22 protein-coding genes are annotated in these 19,402 nt (G+C 59.5%); 13 read left to right on the top strand and 9 right to left on the bottom strand.

Annotated elements, in window-relative coordinates; genetic code table 11:
• Window positions 1-111 precede the first annotated feature (111 nt).
• Window positions 112-1,209, top strand: coding sequence for a PQQ-dependent sugar dehydrogenase (locus AC2FNZ_RS07735; protein WP_496840104.1), 1,098 nt, complete (start codon window positions 112-114; stop codon window positions 1,207-1,209).
• Between the two features lie 32 nt (window positions 1,210-1,241).
• A complete protein-coding gene (locus AC2FNZ_RS07740; RefSeq protein ID WP_496840105.1) occupies window positions 1,242-1,652 on the top strand; it encodes a hypothetical protein in 411 nt (136 codons plus the stop codon).
• Between the two features lie 3 nt (window positions 1,653-1,655).
• Here the strand turns inward: AC2FNZ_RS07740 and AC2FNZ_RS07745 are convergent, their stop codons facing one another.
• On the bottom strand, window positions 1,656-2,660 hold the full coding sequence (locus AC2FNZ_RS07745) for a GlxA family transcriptional regulator (RefSeq protein ID WP_093962075.1): 1,005 nt from the start codon (window positions 2,658-2,660) through the stop codon (window positions 1,656-1,658).
• 169 nt (window positions 2,661-2,829) lie between these two features.
• Here AC2FNZ_RS07745 and AC2FNZ_RS07750 point away from each other — a divergent pair, with 169 nt between their 5' ends.
• On the top strand, window positions 2,830-4,200 hold the full coding sequence (locus tag AC2FNZ_RS07750) for a class II 3-deoxy-7-phosphoheptulonate synthase (protein ID WP_093962074.1): 1,371 nt from the start codon (window positions 2,830-2,832) through the stop codon (window positions 4,198-4,200).
• 54 nt (window positions 4,201-4,254) lie between these two features.
• Here AC2FNZ_RS07750 and AC2FNZ_RS07755 read toward each other — a convergent pair whose 3' ends face one another.
• Window positions 4,255-4,929 (bottom strand): PAS domain-containing protein, encoded by a 675-nt coding sequence (locus AC2FNZ_RS07755; RefSeq protein ID WP_496840106.1) that lies wholly within the window; start codon window positions 4,927-4,929, stop codon window positions 4,255-4,257.
• A gap of 237 nt (window positions 4,930-5,166) precedes the next feature.
• Between AC2FNZ_RS07755 and AC2FNZ_RS07760 the strand changes: the two genes are divergently transcribed.
• The 7 genes from AC2FNZ_RS07760 to phoB all read left to right on the top strand — a co-directional run bounded on the left by AC2FNZ_RS07760 (window position 5,167) and on the right by phoB (window position 10,577).
• Window positions 5,167-6,057 carry a YicC/YloC family endoribonuclease gene (locus tag AC2FNZ_RS07760; protein WP_496840107.1) on the top strand — a complete coding sequence of 297 codons (891 nt, stop codon included), beginning with the start codon at window positions 5,167-5,169 and terminating at the stop codon, window positions 6,055-6,057.
• 15 nt (window positions 6,058-6,072) lie between these two features.
• Window positions 6,073-6,714 (top strand): guanylate kinase, encoded by a 642-nt coding sequence (gmk, locus tag AC2FNZ_RS07765; RefSeq protein WP_093962072.1) that lies wholly within the window; start codon window positions 6,073-6,075, stop codon window positions 6,712-6,714.
• Window positions 6,711-7,244: a gamma carbonic anhydrase family protein gene (locus AC2FNZ_RS07770; RefSeq protein ID WP_093962071.1), complete on the top strand. Its 534-nt coding sequence runs from the start codon at window positions 6,711-6,713 to the stop codon at window positions 7,242-7,244. Before gmk ends, AC2FNZ_RS07770 begins: the two co-directional genes overlap by 4 nt.
• Before the next feature lie 16 nt (window positions 7,245-7,260).
• Window positions 7,261-8,307: an ATP-binding protein gene (locus AC2FNZ_RS07775; protein WP_170600536.1), complete on the top strand. Its 1,047-nt coding sequence runs from the start codon at window positions 7,261-7,263 to the stop codon at window positions 8,305-8,307.
• Between the two features lie 70 nt (window positions 8,308-8,377).
• On the top strand, window positions 8,378-9,157 hold the full coding sequence (gene pstB / locus AC2FNZ_RS07780) for a phosphate ABC transporter ATP-binding protein PstB (RefSeq protein ID WP_496834195.1): 780 nt from the start codon (window positions 8,378-8,380) through the stop codon (window positions 9,155-9,157).
• 16 nt (window positions 9,158-9,173) lie between these two features.
• Window positions 9,174-9,875, top strand: a complete 702-nt coding sequence (gene phoU, locus AC2FNZ_RS07785) for a phosphate signaling complex protein PhoU (RefSeq protein ID WP_496840110.1) — start codon at window positions 9,174-9,176, stop codon at window positions 9,873-9,875.
• A gap of 12 nt (window positions 9,876-9,887) precedes the next feature.
• Window positions 9,888-10,577 carry a phosphate regulon transcriptional regulator PhoB gene (gene phoB / locus AC2FNZ_RS07790; RefSeq protein ID WP_496840111.1) on the top strand — a complete coding sequence of 230 codons (690 nt, stop codon included), beginning with the start codon at window positions 9,888-9,890 and terminating at the stop codon, window positions 10,575-10,577.
• A gap of 1 nt (window position 10,578) precedes the next feature.
• Here phoB and AC2FNZ_RS07795 read toward each other — a convergent pair whose 3' ends face one another.
• Window positions 10,579-11,490 (bottom strand): LysR family transcriptional regulator, encoded by a 912-nt coding sequence (locus AC2FNZ_RS07795; protein WP_496840112.1) that lies wholly within the window; start codon window positions 11,488-11,490, stop codon window positions 10,579-10,581.
• A gap of 96 nt (window positions 11,491-11,586) precedes the next feature.
• On the opposite strand from AC2FNZ_RS07795, the gene AC2FNZ_RS07800 reads away from it, so the two are divergent.
• Both AC2FNZ_RS07800 and AC2FNZ_RS07805 read left to right on the top strand, forming a co-directional pair.
• Complete coding sequence (locus AC2FNZ_RS07800; RefSeq protein WP_093962065.1) at window positions 11,587-12,816, top strand: acyl-CoA dehydrogenase; 1,230 nt, start codon at window positions 11,587-11,589, stop codon at window positions 12,814-12,816.
• A gap of 129 nt (window positions 12,817-12,945) precedes the next feature.
• A complete protein-coding gene (locus AC2FNZ_RS07805) occupies window positions 12,946-13,713 on the top strand; it encodes an SDR family oxidoreductase (protein WP_496840113.1) in 768 nt (255 codons plus the stop codon).
• Here AC2FNZ_RS07805 and AC2FNZ_RS07810 read toward each other — a convergent pair.
• Genes AC2FNZ_RS07810 through AC2FNZ_RS07820 form a run of 3 tightly spaced genes read right to left on the bottom strand, consistent with a single transcriptional unit; the run spans window position 13,710 to window position 15,961 of the window.
• A complete protein-coding gene (locus AC2FNZ_RS07810; RefSeq protein WP_093962064.1) occupies window positions 13,710-14,579 on the bottom strand; it encodes an acyl-CoA thioesterase in 870 nt (289 codons plus the stop codon). The genes AC2FNZ_RS07805 and AC2FNZ_RS07810 overlap by 4 nt on opposite strands.
• Window positions 14,580-14,628: 49 nt before the next feature.
• Window positions 14,629-15,846, bottom strand: a complete 1,218-nt coding sequence (locus AC2FNZ_RS07815; RefSeq protein ID WP_496840114.1) for a serine hydrolase domain-containing protein — start codon at window positions 15,844-15,846, stop codon at window positions 14,629-14,631.
• Window positions 15,836-15,961: a hypothetical protein gene (locus AC2FNZ_RS07820; RefSeq protein ID WP_302478788.1), complete on the bottom strand. Its 126-nt coding sequence runs from the start codon at window positions 15,959-15,961 to the stop codon at window positions 15,836-15,838. Before AC2FNZ_RS07820 ends, AC2FNZ_RS07815 begins: the two co-directional genes overlap by 11 nt.
• Window positions 15,962-16,065: 104 nt before the next feature.
• On the opposite strand from AC2FNZ_RS07820, the gene AC2FNZ_RS07825 reads away from it, so the two are divergent.
• The gene (locus AC2FNZ_RS07825) at window positions 16,066-16,671 is read left to right on the top strand and encodes a 2-hydroxychromene-2-carboxylate isomerase (protein WP_496834200.1); all 606 of its coding nucleotides are present in this window, start codon (window positions 16,066-16,068) and stop codon (window positions 16,669-16,671) included.
• A 4-nt stretch (window positions 16,672-16,675) separates the two neighbouring features.
• On the opposite strand, the gene AC2FNZ_RS07830 is transcribed toward AC2FNZ_RS07825, so the two are convergent.
• Genes AC2FNZ_RS07830 through AC2FNZ_RS07840 form a run of 3 tightly spaced genes read right to left on the bottom strand, consistent with a single transcriptional unit; the run spans window position 16,676 to window position 19,357 of the window.
• Window positions 16,676-17,470: an IclR family transcriptional regulator gene (locus AC2FNZ_RS07830; protein WP_367646450.1), complete on the bottom strand. Its 795-nt coding sequence runs from the start codon at window positions 17,468-17,470 to the stop codon at window positions 16,676-16,678.
• Window positions 17,471-17,480: 10 nt separating this feature from the next.
• A complete protein-coding gene (locus AC2FNZ_RS07835; RefSeq protein WP_496840116.1) occupies window positions 17,481-18,506 on the bottom strand; it encodes a phosphotransferase in 1,026 nt (341 codons plus the stop codon).
• A 32-nt stretch (window positions 18,507-18,538) separates the two neighbouring features.
• A complete protein-coding gene (locus tag AC2FNZ_RS07840; protein WP_496840118.1) occupies window positions 18,539-19,357 on the bottom strand; it encodes an SDR family NAD(P)-dependent oxidoreductase in 819 nt (272 codons plus the stop codon).
• Window positions 19,358-19,402: the final 45 nt, after the last annotated feature.

Genomic DNA, 19,402 nt, shown 5'->3' on the forward strand with positions numbered 1-19,402 from the left:
TCAGAAAAGAAAAGTCCAAACAGGAATGTGTCTTTTGGCTGAACAACTCTATTTGTTTTCTAAGGTTTGGTTCCCGGGCGGCTCATTCTGACCGGGATTGGAGTGATAGATATGATCAGGGTTTTCACGATTCTCATTCTGATGATTTGCGGCAGCGTCGCGTGGGCCGAGTCATTGAAGACATCCGCAGGCGAGGTCTCGGTCACGACCATGTTGGGGGGTCTGGATACGCCCTGGGCGATCGGCCTGCTGCCGGATGGCAGTTTCTTGGTCACCGAGCGCGACGGCCAGCTGCTTTTGGCGCGTCATGGCAAGGCCACCAAGGTCCAGGGCGTTCCGAAGGTCGCGGCGCAGGGGCAGGGCGGTCTGCTGGACGTAACCATCGCCCGCGAGTTTAACCGCACCAGAGAGGTGTTTCTCACATTCTCGAAGCCGCAGAGCGGCGGGGCCGGTACGGCGGTTGCAGTGGCGCGCCTGTCCGAGAACGGCAAGCGGCTGACCAACCTGAAGGTGATATTCGAAACGGTTCCCGGGGGCTCGGGCGGCCGGCATTTCGGATCGCGTGTGGTCGAGGCGCAGGACGGGACGCTGTTCATCACTTTGGGGGATCGTGGCGATAGGCCAAGCGCGCAGGACCTCTCGAACCACATGGGGACGGTCATTCGGATTAACCGCGATGGCTCGATCCCGGCGGATAATCCGTTTGTCGCGCAAGATGGCATCCGCCCCGAGATCTGGTCCTTTGGTCATCGCAACCCGCAAGGCGCTGCTATTGATACGAGCGGCCGGTTGTGGGTATCGGAACATGGCGCAAAGGGCGGGGACGAGGTGAACCTTGTGAAACCCGGCGCCAACTACGGTTGGCCGGTCATTTCCTACGGGACGCATTATTCCGGAGAGAGGATTGGCGAAGGCACCAGCAAGGCCGGAATGGAACAGCCGCGCTTGTATTGGGATCCGTCCATCGCTCCGTCGGGCTTGATGGTCTATTCGGGCGGGATGTTTCCCGAATGGCGCGGTGACATTTTCGTGGGCTCGCTGAAATTCGACTATATTGCACGATTGTCCGGAAACCCGTTGCGGGAGGTCGAGCAGATCAAAGGCCCCGAGACCGAACGGGTCCGTGACATCGCGCAGGCCCCGGACGGTGCGATCTGGTTCATCTCGGTCGGGCGGGGCGCAGTTTACAGGATTTCACGTTCGTCCTAGGAGTGCAGCGATACACTTCTAAGAGGATTAATATGTTCCGCATTCTCGCAGCGATATTTTTGTCCCTTTCGACACTTCCCGCCGCGGCCGACGAGGTCTTTCCGACCTATGCCGATTACGAAACTTTCGTCGACACCAAGATCAAGAACCGCGAGTTCTCGAACGTCATCACCCGGTTGGGCGGCGCCGACGAATACACGCCGCAGCAGATGCAAGTCCTGCAAGGGCAGCTACGTGACCTTCTTCCGTACTACCTGACCAATGCCGACGTTGCCAAACGGGTCGAGCTTGAGAACGGGTTCGCGCAGGAAATGCCGATCTACTGGAACGACAAGAACAGCTATCTCTACTATTACGCTCTTTTGCATAAACGCGACGACGGCGTGCTAGTTCTGCAGTTCAGCATCAACACACGCGCCGAGCCCATTCTGGGCATGTTCTAGGCGTCAGACCGACAGCCGCCCGCTCTGCGTCCCACGCTCGCGATAGGGCGTGGTGTTGTAATGCGCGCGGTAGCATTTCGAGAAATGGCTGGGGCTGGCAAAACCGCAGGCCAAGGCCACGTTGATCACGCTCATGTCGGTCTGCATCAGCAGGTTGCGCGCCTTGTGCAGCCGCAGTTCCATGTAATAGCGCTTGGGCGAACGGCTCAGATACCGACGGAACAACCGTTCGAGTTGGCGGGTCGACATGCCAACATCCTTGGCCAGGATCGAGGGAGAAATTGGCTCCTCGATGTTCTTCTCCATCATCAGGATGACCTGGCTCAGCTTGGGGTGACGCACGCCGATCCGCGTGGGCGTCGACAGGCGCTGGGTGTCCTGATCGGTGCGGATCGAGGAATAGATCATCTGGTCGGCCACCGCATTGGCCAACTCCTCGCCGTAATCATCGGCGATCAGCTTCAACATCAGGTCGATTGACGAGGTGCCACCAGCCGTTGTCATCCGGTTGCCGTCGATCAGAAAGACGGATTTCGTCAGTTCGACATTTTCGAACTCTTCCGCAAAGCTGTCGGCGTTTTCCCAGTGGATGGTGGCCCGCTTGCCGTCCAGCAGGCCGGCCTTGGCAAGGGTATAGGCCGCCGTGCACAAGCCACCGATCTTCAGGCCTTTGCGGGCCTCGCGGCGCAGCCAGTTCAGAACCTTTTTGGTGGTCGCCGCCTGAACATCGACGCCGCCACAAACAAGGATCACCTCGTCCCGCTGCAGTTCGTCCAGGTCGCGGTCAAGCTCGAACGTCGTGCCGGCCGAGCAGGTGACGACCTCTCCGCCTTCGCCGGCCAGCGACCAGGTATAGATCTGCTGATCCGCCATACGATTTGCAATCCGAAGGCTGTCCAGTGCCGAGGCAAAAGACAGCAACGAAAACTTGTCGAGCAACACGAATACGAAATTGAGCGGCTTGGCCGCGCGCTTGTCCACAGTGACAACTTGGCGTTGCTCTTGCATGGCGAACTGTCCTTGATTCGGCGGGCCGAGGCCCGAGGCCTGCGGCGAATTTGACCGACACCATGCTCAAAGCTTGTTTCCGACGTCAAGAGGCGCAAATCGGATATGGTCTCTGGTCTATGGATTTTGTATAGAGACCACCTGAATTACCTCAGCGGAGATCAAAGCTATGACCGAGTGGCAAAAAACGAACTGGCGCAGCAAGCCGCGGGTTCAGATGCCAGACTATACCGACGCGGCCGCGCTGGCCAAAGTCGAGGCCAAGCTTTCGCAGTATCCCCCGCTGGTTTTTGCGGGCGAGGCCCGACGTCTCAAACAGCATTTGGGCGCGGCCGGCCGTGGCGAGGCCTTCCTGCTGCAGGGTGGGGACTGCGCCGAAAGCTTCGACCAGTTCAGCGCCGATGCGATCCGCGACACCTTCAAGGTGATGCTGCAGATGGCGATGGTTCTGACCTATGGTGCCAAGGTTCCGGTGGTCAAAGTGGGCCGTATGGCCGGCCAGTTCGCCAAGCCGCGCAGCGCGCCGACCGAGGTGGTCGATGGCGTGGAACTGCCCAGCTACCGTGGTGATATCATCAACGAGCTGGCCTTCACGCCCGAAGCGCGTATCCCGAACCCGGAAAAGATGCTGCAGGCCTATACCCAGGCTGCAGCCACTCTGAACCTGCTGCGCGCGTTCTCGACCGGCGGTTTCGCGGACATGAGCCGTGTGCATTCCTGGACCTTGGGCTTTACCAACGAACAGGATGTGCAGAAATATTCCGAGATTGCCGACCGCATTCAGGACACGATCGACTTCATGGAGGCCGCCGGCATCACCGCGGATACCACCCATGAATTCTCGACCGTCGAGTTCTACACCAGCCACGAAGGGCTGTTGCTGGAATACGAAGAGGCGCTGACGCGACTGGATTCGACTTCGGGCAAATGGCTGGCCGGCTCGGGCCACATGATCTGGATCGGCGACCGCACCCGTCAGCCTGACGGCGCGCATGTCGAATTCTGCCGCGGTGTGCTGAACCCGATTGGTCTGAAATGTGGGCCGACCACAACGGCCGAGGACCTCAAGGTTCTGATGTCCAAGCTGAACCCGGACAACGAAGAAGGCCGCCTGACCCTGATCGCGCGCTTTGGCGCGGGCAAGGCGGGCGAGCATCTGCCGCGTCTGATCAAGGCCGTCAAGGAAGAGGGCGCCAAGGTGACCTGGGTCTGCGACCCGATGCACGGCAACACGATCAAGTCGGCCACCGGCTACAAGACCCGTCCGTTCGAATCGGTCCTGCGCGAGGTGCGGGATTTCTTCGGCGTGCATCAGGCCGAGGGCACGATCCCCGGCGGCGTGCATTTCGAGATGACCGGTCTGGACGTGACCGAATGCACCGGCGGCGTCCGCGCCGTCAGCGAAGAGGATCTGTCGGACCGCTACCACACCGCCTGCGACCCGCGCCTGAACGCGTCGCAGTCGCTGGAGCTGGCGTTCCTGGTTGCTGAAGAGCTGACCAACCTGCGCCGTGACCGAAAGGACCGCGCGGCAAGCTGAGGCATGTCGGATTGAAACGCAAACGGCGGGCCCTCGGGTCCGCCGTTCTGCTTTTCACTCGTCGCGAGAGAATACTAGCCGCAGGTGTTTCGCCGGTCTCTTGAAATCGGCCTGATCCTCGGCAAAGCCCGCCTCGACAGGCCGGCTGTTGTGGGCCTGATCCTGAATGTTCACCAGTGCGCGGATCCGAGTGTCCTCGATTCCGAACCGGCGCGGCGTAGCGCCGATCGTACCATCGCTGACCATCACACCCAGCACTCGGCTGACATCACCCAGATCGCTTCTGAGGGGCAACAGGATCATGCGGGCCTGCAGCCGCGTCCGGCCGAGCTTGCCTTTTGAATAAAGGCTGAACTCACCGATCGCCGGAGCGGCGAACACCTCTTCCAGCGCCTCTGACACCTGATCACGGGCGCTGGGATCAAAGAAGGCGGTCAGGGGCATTCCGCGCACCTCCATCCCCGCTATCTTGTTCAGATGACTTCCCGCCAGTCGAAACCGGGCGAGGCCAGGCGCGATGCGTTCCAGAATAAATGTGTATTCCAGAATGCTTTCGAGGCCGCGTGGGTCGATCTGGGAACGCTTGGGAACGCCGTCGCCGCTCAGCAGCGCGGTCCAATACGCTTCAGCCTGACGGATGGGGGACAGACTGCGCCCACTGTCAAAGCGATCCATTGCGATGATCTTTCCAGCTTTCGACCCGGAACCATTCCAGAAGAAGGTTTTCATTACCATGCACCTCGTGTCGATTGGCGGCCATCCGGTCCGTGCGCCATGCAAAGCGATAGCGGCCGACCCAACCTTCGACTGACAGATTGACACGGGTTTATTCAATTTTGGACCAAATCTTTAAGGAATGGTTAACTTCTTGCGTTGAATTGCACATCCGGCAAGGTCTTGCCCTATGGGGTACGATAGCTTTAGGTGCAGCAGAACAAGGCTTCGCAGCAGCGGGAAAGGGCAGGCATGATCAAATCCATGACCGGTTTTGCATCCGGAAAGGGCGCATTGGGGCCGCACAGCTGGAGCTGGGAACTGCGCAGTGTCAACGGCAAGGGCCTGGACATGCGGTTGCGGGTGCCGGACTGGCTGACGGGGCTTGAGGCTGCGCTGCGCGCGGATATGTCCAAACAGATCAGCCGGGGCAACGTGACGCTGAGCCTGCGCGTCGCCCGCGAAGAAACCGCTGCCGAGTTGAAGCTGAACGAAGGCGCAATGAGCGCTGCGCTGGATGCGTTGGCGCATGCCGAGGAATTGGCGGTCAACAAGGGTGTCGCGCTTGCACCGTCAAAGGCCAGCGATCTGCTGATGCTCAAGGGGATGCTGGACGCGGCAGCCGAGGACGACGATCCCGCGCCGCTGGTCGAGGCGCTGAAATCCGAATTTGGCAGTCTGCTGGCCGAGTTTGTGGAAATGCGCCGGGATGAGGGGCAAGCCCTGGCTTCCGTCCTGTCTGCCCAGTTGGATCAGATCCAGACCCTGACCGAGCAGGCCACCGAGTTGGCCGAGCGGCGCAAGGAAGCCATGGCCGACACTCTGCGCCAGAACCTAGCGCGGGTCATGGAAAACAGCCAGGGCGCTGATCCCGACCGGGTGGCGCAGGAGTTGGCCCTGATCGCGGTCAAAGCGGATATCACCGAAGAACTGGACCGCCTGGCCGCGCATGTCGTAGCCGCGCGCGCACTGCTGGAGCAGGAGGCCCCGGTCGGCCGCAAGTTGGATTTCCTGATGCAGGAGTTCAACCGCGAGGCCAACACGCTGTGCTCCAAATCCCAGAACTCGGAGTTGACATCAGTCGGTCTGGAGTTGAAGGCGGTGATCGACCAGTTGAGAGAGCAGGTGCAAAATGTTGAATAAGCAAGGGAAAGCGTAATGGCGGATCGCCGCGGTCTACTCATCATCCTGTCGTCGCCCTCGGGTGCCGGGAAATCCACTTTGGCCCGTCGCCTGATGGAGTGGGACACCGAACTCGAGTTTTCGATCTCGGCCACCACACGCGCCCCGCGCCCGGGTGAGGAACATGGACGCGAATACTATTTTCTTAGCGAAGATGATTTCCGCCAGCAGGTATCAAACGGGCAGATGCTGGAACATGCCCATGTGTTCGGCAATTTCTACGGCTCACCAGCTGGTCCAGTGCGCGAAGCGATCCAGAGCGGGCGGGACGTGCTGTTTGACGTGGACTGGCAGGGTGAAGTGCAGATCCGGAATTCGGAATTGGGCAAACATGCGTTGTCCATTTTCATTCTACCGCCATCGATCAAAGAGCTGCGCCGCCGGCTTGAAACCCGCGGTCAGGACAGCGCCGACGTCATTTCCAAGCGCATGATGAAAAGCTGGGACGAAATCAGCCATTGGGGCTACTACGACTATGTGTTGATCAATGACGATCTGGCCACAACCGAGGAAAAGCTGAAGACGATCGTCAGCGCCGAGCGGATGCGCCGTATTCAGCAGCCCCGGTTGCAGGATCACGTCCGCGCCCTGCAATACGAATTCGAGAGCATGTCATGACCATTTACGCATTGGGACAGGACGTCCCGCAGATTCACGAAGACAGCTGGGTTGCACCGGACGCGAACCTGATCGGCAAAGTCGTCCTGGAACAAGGTGCATCTGTTTGGTTCGGGTGCACGATCCGCGCCGATCACGAAGAAATCCGCGTGGGCGAGGGCAGCAACGTGCAGGAGAACTGCGTGATGCATATCGACGCCGGATTTCCGCTGACGATCGGGAAGAATTGCACCATCGGCCACAAAGTGATGCTGCATGGCTGCACCATCGGTGACAACAGCCTGATTGGTATGGGGGCCATCGTTTTGAACGGCGCGAAGATCGGCCGGAACTGCCTGATCGGGGCAGGGGCCCTGATCACGGAAGGCAAGGAGATCCCCGACAACTCGCTGGTGATGGGAGCCCCGGGCAAGGTGGTCCGGCAACTGGACGAGGCGGCGGCTCAGCGGATCACGTTCAGCGCGCTCCACTATCAAGAGAACATGCGCAAGTTCCGGGAAACGCTGGCGCCCGTTTCGCCCGGCGCATAGGTCCTGTGAACCGGTCATGAGCAACGAATTGCTTGCCGAAGTCGTCTCTGCCTTGCCGATGCCCGCATTGATGGTCGATCAGACCGAGCGGATCATCGCTTCGAACGCGGATGCGCGTGCGCTGTTGGGTCGAAACATCGACGGTCGCCATTTTGCGACGATCCTGCGACAGCCGCAGGTCATCGAAGCGATGGAGAAGAGCTTGCGAAGCAAGGGGCCGGCCAACAGCCGGCATCTGGCGAACGACGGCGCACAGGACACTGCGTTTCAGGTCCACTGTCGGTACATGCAGGGCGTCGGCGCGGTTTCCGGTGGCGCGGTTCTGGCAACGTTCATGGATGTGACCCACCTCGAGCAGGCCAGCCAGATGCGTCGTGACTTCGTTGCCAATGTCAGCCACGAACTTCGTACCCCACTGACCGCTCTGATGGGATTCATCGAGACCTTGCAAGGACCAGCGAAGGATGACGCGGCCGCCCGGGACAGATTCCTGAAGATCATGACATCCGAGGCCAACCGGATGAATCGTCTGGTTGGTGACCTGTTGTCGTTGAATCGGGTCGAAAGCGAAGAGCGCATTCGGCCAAGGCAGCAGATCGAACTGATCGAGCTGCTGCACGTGACGCTCGAGACGCTACGCCCCTTGGCTGATGACGCGGGTGTTTCCCTGACCCTGAGCGCCCCGGATAACCCCGTTCGCCTTCCGGGCGACAATGACCAGTTGCGGCAGGTTTTCACAAACCTTGTTGAAAACGCAATCAAATATGGTGGCAGCGGTGGCAGTGTGGATGTGCAAGTGTCGGTCTCTGATCAGGATACCGCCATCCGGGGGCCGGCCGCCCGGGTGAGGGTCATCGACAAGGGGCCGGGCATTGACCCGGTTCATCTGCCCCGGCTTACCGAACGGTTTTACCGCGCCGACAGCCATCGCTCGCGCGAACTGGGGGGTACGGGGCTGGGCCTGGCTATCGTCAAGCACATCATCAACCGCCACCGCGGCCGGTTGCGGGTGGAAAGTGATTTGGGAAAGGGCGCGGTGTTCACCGTCATTTTGCCCATGTAAGACCGGCGCGTGATAGGCTAGGAACGGCCAAGCCGAGCACTCGGACCAAAAAACGAAGGACCCGCCACCCGTGGATAGCGCATTGGAACCCGAAACCCTCAAGGTCTCAGCCAGGAACGTGAACGTGTTCTATGGTGACACGCACGCCATCAAGGACGTGAATGTAGAAATCCAGGACAAGACCGTTACGGCGTTCATCGGGCCCTCGGGGTGCGGCAAGTCTACCTTTTTGCGATGTCTGAACCGGATGAACGACACCATCGACATCTGTCGGGTCGAGGGGGAAATTCGCCTGGATGGGGATGACATCTATGACAGGCGGATCGACCCCGTGCAACTGCGCGCCAAGGTCGGCATGGTGTTTCAGAAACCCAACCCTTTTCCAAAGTCGATCTATGACAACATCGCATACGGCCCGCGCATTCACGGTCTGGCCAAGACCAAGGCCGAACTTGACGAGATCGTCGAGAAATCCCTACGCCGCGGTGCCATCTGGGACGAGGTGAAGGATCGCCTGGATGCCCCTGGTACTGGTTTGTCAGGGGGGCAACAACAGCGCCTGTGTATCGCCCGCGCCATCGCCACAGCACCCGAAGTTCTGTTGATGGACGAGCCCTGTTCGGCGCTGGACCCGATTGCCACCGCCCAGGTCGAAGAGCTGATTGATGAACTGCGTGAGAGGTTTTCGGTCGTGATTGTCACCCACTCGATGCAACAGGCGGCGCGCGTCAGCCAGAAAACGGCGTTTTTTCACTTGGGCAATCTTGTCGAGTTCGGTGATACCGCCCAAATCTTCACCAACCCCGAAGACCCGCGTACCGAAAGCTACATCACCGGCCGTATCGGCTGAGAACAGGTAAAAGACCATGAGCGAACAACATATTGCATCTGCCTTCGACCGCGATCTTGAGGCGGTTCAAGCCCACATCATGAAAATGGGTGGTCTGGTCGAGGCCGCGATCACAGGTGCGGCCCGTTCGCTGGAAACGCGGGATGAGGAACTGGCGCAGCAGGTGCGGCAGGGCGACAAGGCCATTGATGCGCTCGAGGACCTGATCAACGAAGAAACCGCCCGGGTGATCGCTTTGCGGGCTCCCACCGCCGGCGACCTGCGGTTGGTGCTGTCGGTTCTCAAGGTTTCGGCCAACCTGGAACGCATCGGCGATTACGCAAAGAACATCGCCAAGCGTACCACCATTCTGGTTGAAGCCAACCAGATCGGCGGCAGTACCGCCGCGCTGCGCCGCATGGCGCGTGAGGTCGAGCGGATGCTGCGTGACGCATTGGATGCCTATATTCAAAGGGATGCTGAGCTGGCCCGCGACGTCATCGATCGGGACCGGGAAGTAGACCAGATGTACAACGGCCTGTTCCGCGAGTTGCTGACCTTCATGGCTGAAGACCCGCGCAACATCACGGCATGCATGCATCTGCATTTCATCGCCAAGAACATCGAGCGCATGGGTGACCACGTCACTGCCATCGCAGAACAGGTGATCTATCTGGTGACCGGCGAACGGCCGACCGAAGCGCGCCCGAAAGCAGACAACACCTCGCAATCTCTGTAGGGAGTGGCCGGCATGCCGACAGGCCAGCCGACTATCCTGATCGTCGATGATGAGCCGGCGCTGCGCGAGGTGCTGGCCTACAACATGCAGTCCGCCGGGTACGAAGTGGTTCAGGCGGCAAGCGGCGAAGAAGCCCTGGTGCTGGTCCAAGAGGTGGCGCCTGATCTGATCGTTCTTGACTGGATGATGCCCAATCTCAGTGGGATTGAGCTGTGTCGTCAGCTAAAGGCACGCCCGCAGACCCGCGCAATTCCGATCATCATGCTGTCGGCGCGGTCGGATGAGGTGGACAAAGTGCGCGGTTTGGAGACCGGGGCCGATGACTATGTGGCCAAACCGTATTCGATGGCGGAGTTAATGGCGCGGATCCGAGCTCAACTGCGTCGGGTAAGCCCGGCGGCGGCTGCGGAAACCCTAGAATACGACGACATCATCGTGGACCTCGAAAGCCACAAGGCCAGTCGGGCGGGCAAGCCGCTCCGGATGGGGCCAACCGAATTCCGGCTACTGTGCACCTTCATGGAAAAGCCGGGGCGCGTGTTCAGTCGCGATCAGCTATTGGACCGTGCCTGGGGGCGTGACGTCTATGTCGACTCCCGCACCGTGGATGTCCATATTGGTCGACTGCGCAAGGCTTTGACGGCATTCGGCGGATCTGACCCCCTTCGAACGGTTCGAGGTGCTGGATACGCGCTGGATTAGTCTATCTGGGAAGGGTTTCGTCGTTTTGGGCCTGAGAAGCCAACCAGTGACGGAAGTGCCGAAGTGTCGGATCTTCGGACTTTGAGCTTGGCCAGACCAGGTAATAGGCCCCCATGGTTTCAACCGGATCCTTGCAGGCTGCAACAAGCCTGCCGGTCGCCAGGTCTTGCTCGATCAGATAGTTGGGCAGCAGGGCGACGCCCAGCCCATGCAGGGCGGCTTGATTGATGGTCGTGAATTGATCGTGCACCGTGCCGGGCAGGGCGCCCGTATGCGGAACGCCCATTTGCTTGAACCATTCTTGCCAGGCGCGCGGGCGAGTCTGGATGTGAAGCAGGGGCAGTTTCAGTAATTCGCGCGGATCGTCCGGCGCGCCTCCTGGCAGCAGCGAGGGGGCACATACCGGCAGAACCCTTTCCACCTTCAGCAGAAGACGCTCGGTTCCGGGCCAATCCGGCTCCCCGAAATGTAAAGCGGCATCAAAGGGTTCCGATGAGAAGTTGAACGGTCTCAGACGCGTGGACATGTTGATCGTGATGTCAGGATGCAAACGGGCGAAATCCGGCAGCCGTGGCACCAGCCAACGCATTCCGAATGTCGGCAGGATTGCCAGATTCAGCGTTCCACCCACTGGCGCGATGTGCAGTTTCAGGGAAGCCTGCGCAATTTGGTTCAGACCTTGTCGAATTTCCGCGACATAGTCCTGCGCCACCGGTGTCAACGCTAATCGCTTTTTGTCACGCAGAATGAGCTGCACGCCCAGCTGGGTCTCGAGCGTCTGCAGTTGCCGGCTGACGGCGCTCTGGGTCAGCGCAAGCTCTTCCGCGGCGGCCGAGGCAGAACCCAGCCGGTCCAACACTTCGAGCGCGCGAAGCGAAGAAATTGACGGAAAGAGTCGACGAGGCGTATCCATCTATGCGTTTTACTCATGAAAACTTGCAAATGTCTCGCTGTTTTTTGCGTAAATTGCAGGGTAGGGTGCGTATGAACTTCAGTTTGGAGCCAGAAGATGAACGCCCCCGACACCAAACCTGCATTGCGCGCAAAGGATGCGCCCGATCTTGGCCGCTTTACCTGGGACGATCCGTTCCGCCTGTCTGATCAGCTGACCGAGGATGAACGCCTGATCGCTGACAGCGCTCGTGCGTATGCGCAGGAAAAGCTGCAACCTCGGGTAACTCAGGCGTTTCAGAACGAGGAAACCGATCCTGAAATCTTCCGCGAGATGGGCGAAATGGGCCTGCTGGGCACCACCATTCCCGAGGAATACGGCGGGATTGGAGCCGGTTACGTAACCTACGGTCTTGTCGCGCGCGAGGTCGAACGTGTGGATTCCGGCTATCGCTCGATGATGTCGGTGCAAAGCTCGCTGGTGATGTATCCGATCTATGCCTATGGCAGCGAAGAGCAGCGCCGGAAATACCTGCCGAAACTGGCCAGTGGTGAATGGATCGGTTGCTTTGGCCTGACCGAACCGGATGCGGGGTCTGATCCGGCGGGCATGAAAACCCGGGCGGAAAAGATCGACGGCGGCTACCGCCTGACCGGCAGCAAGATGTGGATTTCCAACGCGCCAATTGCCGATGTGTTTGTTGTCTGGGCCAAGTCCGATGCGCATGACGGAAAGATCCGCGGCTTCGTACTTGAAAAAGGCGCCAAGGGCCTGAGCGCGCCCAAGATCCAAAACAAGCTTAGCCTGCGCGCGTCAATCACCGGCGAAATCGTGATGGATGGCGTTGAGGTCGACGACAGTGCGTTGTTGCCGCACGTCCAGGGCCTGAAGGGGCCGTTCGGATGCTTGAACCGAGCACGCTATGGCATCAGTTGGGGTGTCATGGGGGCCGCAGAATGCTGCTGGCACGCGGCGCGTCAGTATGGATTGGATCGCAAGCAGTTCAATCGTCCTTTGGCGCAGACACAGCTATTCCAGAAGAAACTGGCGGACATGCAGACTGAAGTCGCGTTGGGCTTGCAGGCCAGCCTGACGGTCGGACGGTTGATGGACAAAGCCGAGGCCGCGCCTGAGATGATCTCGATCATCAAGCGGAACAATTGCGGCAAGGCGTTGGATATCGCGCGGATGGCGCGGGACATGCATGGTGGCAACGGGATCTCGTTGGAGTTTCAAGTTATTCGCCACATGGTCAACCTTGAGACCGTCAATACCTACGAGGGCACGCATGATGTTCATGCGTTGATCCTGGGGCGGGCGCAGACCGGGTTGCAGGCATTCTACTGATCCGCAGTCTAAAGTGCGCGTAATCGGTATTATGTAATTAAACTGCAAGGCCTGGCACCGCCACGTTCGCGTTGGCGGTGCTATTTCAACCTGTTACGGTCCTGTGTGAAACCAAGACAGGATGCGGTGATGGACCTTCAAGGCAAAATCGTAGTTGTTACCGGTGCAGCCCAAGGCATCGGTAAAGGAATGGCGACGCGCTTCGCCGCGGATGGCGCGCGTGTGATCTGTGCAGATATTGATGAAACCGGCGCAGAAGCCGTCGCCCAGGGCATTGGCGGGCATTCGTTCAAATGCGATGTGGCCGACGAACACGAAATCCAGGCAATGATCGAAAGCGTCGAATCCAGCATCGGCCCCATTGATCTGTTCTGCGCCAACGCCGGCATCCTGACGCTTGGCGGTCTCGATGTTCCCGATGCGCATTGGGACAGGATCTGGAAGATCAACGTCATGTCTCATGTGTGGACGGCACGCCATCTGGTGCCGCGGATGATTGCGCGCGGCGGCGGCTACATATTGATCACGGCTTCGGCTGCGGGGCTGCTCAACCAGCCCGGAGCCGCGCCATACGGAGTCACCAAACATGCGGCGGTTGGTTTCGCAGAATGGTTGGCTTTGACCTATGCCGACAAAGGCATCCGGGTCTCGGTCTTGTGTCCTCAGGCCGTCCGATCAGAAATGACCAAAGGGTTTGAAGACTCAGTTGCCGCGATTGATGGCATGCTTGAACCCGAGGACGTGGCACAGGCATGTGTCGAGGCCATTGGGGCTGAGAGCTTTCTGGTTCTGCCGCACCCGCAGGTTCTGGACTACATGCGCTTGAAAACCGCCGATTACGATCGTTGGATTTCGGGAATGAACAAGTTGAATCAGCAGTTTGCAGGCGATACCTAGTCTTTCTTACGAGCGCGGCGCAGAAGGCCTTCCTGCGCGACGGACGCGACCAAAGTACCGTCCTGCGCATAGATTGACCCGCGGTTGAAGCTGCGTCCCTGCCCTGTCCATGGCGACTCCATGGAATAGAGATGCCAGTTCTGGAATTGAACCGGCGCATGAAACCAGATCGCATGATCCAGGCTCGCGCCATTGATTTCGCCCGTGAACCAGCTCAACCCGTGCGGACGCATGCCGGAACTCAGCAGCGCCATGTCCGAGGCATAGGCCAGCAACAGGTGTTGGGTCACGTGATCAGCCTGTTCCGCTGCTCCCATGCGGAACCACAGATGGTTTCGGTCGTCGCTTTTCTCGGGCTGGAATATGTCCAGGGGATCAATCTCGCGCACCTCGATCGGACGTTCGCGCAGCAATTCGGCGCGTAGCCTTTCGGGAACGCGGTTCAGGTATTTCTGCCGCAATTCATCGCGGGACGGTTGCGTTTCGGGCGCTGGGACATCAGGCATCGCGTGCTGATGGTCCCAGCCTTCATCCTGAATGTGGAACGAGGCCGACATGTTGAGGATCTGCTTGCCGTGCTGGATTGCCACCACGCGCCGTGTGGTGAACGACCCGCCATCCCGTGCGCGATCCACCTGATAGATAACCGGAATTTCCGGATCTCCCGGACGGATGAAATAGGCATGCAGCGAATGGCAAAGGCGGTTTTCGACTGTTCGGTACGCGGCCGCCAGAGCCTGTGCGATGACCTGACCACCAAATATCCGCGTGGGCGTTTCACCGCCGGACCCGGTGCCTCGGAACAAGTCTACCTCAAGGCGTTCAATGTCCAGCAAATCCAACAGGATGCGTTCGGCTTCGGTCATTCGACTCTCTCTGGTTCTGTTCGTGATCGGCCTAGCAGGCCCGCGCGGGTCATTCAATGAGGGCGGCGTGAACCAGGGCTTTGAGTTCTGAGCGTGACGGGTAAGAGCTGGAGGGCGACAACTGAGTAAAGAAAACAGCCGACAGGTCGTTCTTTTGGTCGACCCAGAAAAAGGTCGACGCCATGCCGCCCCAACTGAAATCTCCAACCGATCCGGGGGTACGTGCACGGCCCGGGTCCAAAACCACAGCGCCGCCAAGCCCGAACCCCATGCCGTCCATTGGCTGTTCTGCAAAGCTTTGGGGCCCCATGGACGCGATGTCGCCCGGCAAGTGGTTGCGCATCATGAAGTCCACTGTGCTCGGGCCCAGCAGTCGTTGATCACCCACCTGCCCATTTGCGCGTAGCATCTCGGCGAAACGGGCAAAATCGTCGATCGTGCTGACCAGCCCACCACCGCCGGAAAACAGCGTGGCCGCTTCGAATGGCGAGTTTCCGGCCTGATCCACCAATCGCAACGTTTCGCCGCCGGACCTGGCCGCGTTCAGGGCCATCGCGTCCCCCTCGAGCGGTGTGTAGAGCGAGGCGAACCGGTCCCCTGCCCCTTTGGGAACCGAAAACCCGGTTTCGTCCATCCCAAGCGGGCCAAAGATCTCATCGGCAAAGAATTGGCTCAGACTCCTGCCGGACACCACTTCGACCACCCGTCCGATTACGTCGATGCCAACCGAATACTCCCAGCGGCTGCCGGGTTGAAACGCCAGCGGCAATGCAGCCACGGCCCGAACCTGATCGGCCAGCAGACCCTGGTCCGGTTTGAACATCAGGTCCTGAGCATCCATCGCAGCGGGCAGAATGCCCGGGTTGAATGGATAGCTTAGCCCGCTGGTGTGGGTCAGCAGTTGATGCAGGGTCGGCGACGTCGAGTCTTCTGTTTGATCAATGGTTTGCGCGTCTTTCCGCAACGCCTTCATGTCGGCGAATTCCGGCAGAAACTCGGACACCGGCGCCTCAAGGTGCATTAGACCTTGTTCTACCAGCATCATCAGCGCTGTCGTGGTTACTGGCTTGGTCATCGAGTAGATGCGAACCAAGGTCTGGCGGTCGAACGGCAAATCACCCTCGAGACTACGCAATCCGCAATCGTGAAAGAACTCTTCGCGCCCGTGCTGCTTCAACAGAAAGGCACACCCGGGGTATTTTCGTTCGTCCACATACCTTTGCATCCATGTCTGAATGCGGTTCAGCCTCGTCCGATCAAACTGCATTGGCCGAAATTTCCCCGTTTTTTCTTTCACCTACGCGCAATCCTGCCGCCCCGTGGCAGAGAAAAACAGCCCAAAAAACAAAGCCGGCAAAAATTGCCGGGCGGGCGATCTGCAAGTCCGCTCTCGGCCACGACCCACGACGCTGCTAGACTGACGGCGTTCTGGATTCGTGATTTGCAGCCGTTACCCCCTGATTTCGCCACCGGCCGGAGGTGCCAGATGACGCAGAACGTGGAATTCGTATACGACTTTTGCAGCCCAAACGCTTACCTCGCTCATAAGGTTTTGCCAGATCTCGCCGCGCGGCACGCGGCCAGGATCCGATATGTGCCGGTTCTGCTGAGCACAGTCTTCAAGGCGACGAACAACCAGAACCCGTTTCAGGCGTTTTCGGAAAATCGGAAGAAATCGGCGTATCTGACCCATGACCTGCACCGCTTTGCGCGGCGGCGAGGCCTGAACTTTCATATGAGCCCCTATTATCCGCTGAACACGAAGTTCGCCATGCGTGGGGCAGTCGCGGCGATGGGAAAACCTTGGGAAGGCAGATACATAGATGCCGTTTTTGACGCAATATGGGTGCACGGGCAGAAGATTGACGACCTGAATGTGTTGACCGACATCGTTCAAGAACGTGACCTGCCCGTACGAAAAATCCGCGAGGCGATCACCGGCGATTTGGGCAAGCAGACTCTGAAGGATCAGACAAAGGCGGCCGTTCGCCGCGGAGTTTTTGGGGTGCCTAGCTTGTTTGTCGGTTCCGAGATGTTTTTTGGTAAGAACAGCCTGGCCAACGTAGAACTCGAACTCGAGGCGTTGCACTGAGGTTTCAAGGACGCAGTCCCAATTGCCGGGCAGCATCAATAAGCTTGTGCGCGTGGTCTTTTTCAAGCTCTTCCGGGGTCACGTAAAAGCTGGGCCCGCCGATATTCAATCCAAATACCCGCCCGTCGCTGGCGGTGGCTACTGGAACGGAAATGGCATGGACGTCGTCCCGCCACAGAGAATATCCGGTACAATAACCTTGTGTATCGTACTCATCCAACGCGGTTTTTATCGAGTCGCGCAGGTGATTTTCGGGCAGGTTCAGATCGCGTCGTGCAGCGTAAACCGCGGTTTCCCTTTGATCCTCGGTCATGCCAACCAGAATGGCCCGCCCCATGGCCGAGGAGAACAACGGCAGCCGGGATCCGACATGCATGGTAAGCGCCACGTTCTGCGTCGACCTGCTGACCGCGACGTATACGACCTCGGCCCGATGCGCTTCGCCGAGGGCGGCCGTCAGGTAAGGATTGGCTCCGTCGCGCAGTTCCCTCAGCACCTCGACGGCACGCTCGCATATGTCAGCCGCTCCCAGAACTCCAAACCCCAGGCGCAGCACTCCGACACCAAGCCGATACGAACCGCCTGCGTGGTCCTGAACAAGGTAACCAAGCTGGCACAGCGTATGCGTCAACCGCGAGATCGTTGGCTTGGGCAGACCCGTGCGTTCGGCAAAATCCGTGTTGGTCAGGGCCGTTTCGCCGTGGCGAAAGCACCGCAGCAGTTCAAGCCCCCGCGCCAGTGCAGTGACGAAGTTCCGATCCTTGCCAATGTCGGCGCTTGATGATGTCTCGGATACCACGCCTGCCCCTCTATCCCAGCGCTGCCAGACCATGTTTGGCGAACATCGGCACATAGGCTCCGAATGCGCGCGCCCGGGCCGGATCGGATGCATTCCCGTCCAGAGCGCGTTTGTAGACGCCTTGGAGAATTCCGGCCATGCGGAAGAAGTTGAACGCAAGATAGAAGCCGAAATTGTCGATCCCCGGCAAGCCGCGCCGCTTACAATATGAGGCGATGAACTGCTGATCGCTGGGCAGCCCGAGGCTGTTTCGGTCAACACCGGCCAGCCCCCGACCCTCTTTGCCCGGCGGCATCTGCCATTGCATGATGACGGCCGCCAGATCGGCATAGGGATGGCCGATGGTGGACAGCTCCCAATCCAGGACCCCGATGCAGCGGGTGCCGTCCCGCTCGAACATCAGATTGTCGATGCGATAGTCGCCATGAACCAGCGTTCGTTGACCATCATCCGCCAGGATCGAGCTTTCCAGCGCGTCGATCAGCGCATCCATGTCGGCAACCGTTTCGGTTTCTGATGCGCGATACTGTTTGGTCCAGCGCGCGATCTGGCGTTCAAAGTAGTTGCCGGTCGGTCCGTAGTCGGACAGGCCCACGGCGTCGATATCGACCATGTGCAATTCGGCCAGAACCCGGTTCATCTCATCCAGAACGGCGCTGCGGGTTTCGTTGGTTTCGGCCTTCATGGTCGGTTCCAGAAAATTCCGACCGTCGAGACGCTCCATGACATAGAAGGCAGAGCCGATGATGCTGTCATCCTCGCACAGCACGTACATGCGCGGCACCGGTACTTTGCTGTGCGCCAACGCTGTCTGAACACGGAATTCGCGGTCAACCGCGTGGGCGGATTTCAGCAGAACTCCGGGCGGCTTGCGCCGCAGAACATAGGATTTTCCCGGCGTGCGCAGTTCGTAGGTCGGATTGGACTGACCCACCGTGAACTTCGTCGCCTCAAGCGGACCGGCATAGCCTTGCAGGTTGGCGCGCAGATAGTCATCTACGGCGACAAGGTCGAGGGTGTTCGGGTCATCGCTCATGCGATCGCCCTCGCTTGATACTGGACCGGGTTTCACAGGGCATCGGCAAAGATGTTTCCTCCGGTCAGAACGTTGATACCACCCGAGACCGGGATCACGGCGCCGGTCACGTAACTGCCGCCGCGTCCGCTGAGGAACAGCATACAGCCCGCGATGTCCTCGTCGCGCCCGACACGGCCCAGCGGGACCGACTTGCCCACTTTCTCGCGTTTTTCCTCGTCAGCCGTGGCAAAGGCGGTCATGCGCGAAACGAACGGTCCCGGCGCCAAGGCATTCACGGTCACGCGGTAGGGCGACAGCTCCTTTGCCATGATCTTGGTCAGATGGATGACGGCCGCCTTGGACGCGGAATAGCTGTAGGCGCCATCGCCCATCGGAACCTCGCCCATCACCGAGGCGACGTTGATCACCCGTGCCGGATCATCGTCCGAGCCCGATTGCATCAGCAGGGGCAGTAGCTTCTGGGTCAGGTGAAAGATGCCGGCGACATTCACGGACATGACTTTGTCCCAGGCGTCATAGGGAAACTGCCCCATAGGAGAACCCCACGAAACGCCGGCATTGTTCATAAGGATATCAAGCCTTTGGGTACGGTTGTTCACCTCTTCGACCAGCGCGTCAATGCCGGCCTCGCTGCTGACGTCCCCTGCAAACCCTTCGGCGGTTCCGGGGGCATCCAGCGCGTTCAGTTCGGCGGCTACAGCTTCGCAAGCTTCGCCCTTGCGCGAGGCGATCAGCACCCTCGCACCTGCGCGCAGCAGAGCCTCGGCGGCCATCCGACCAATGCCGGTCGCGCCGCCCGTGACCAGAGCAGTCTTGCCCGCTAGCGAAAATAAATTCTCCGGTGTCATCAGCCTCTCCCCATAATTCGTTTTTGTTGCGTCCTGAGTTCTATT

It is taken from the genome of Ruegeria sp. SAZA006, from assembly GCF_059613465.1.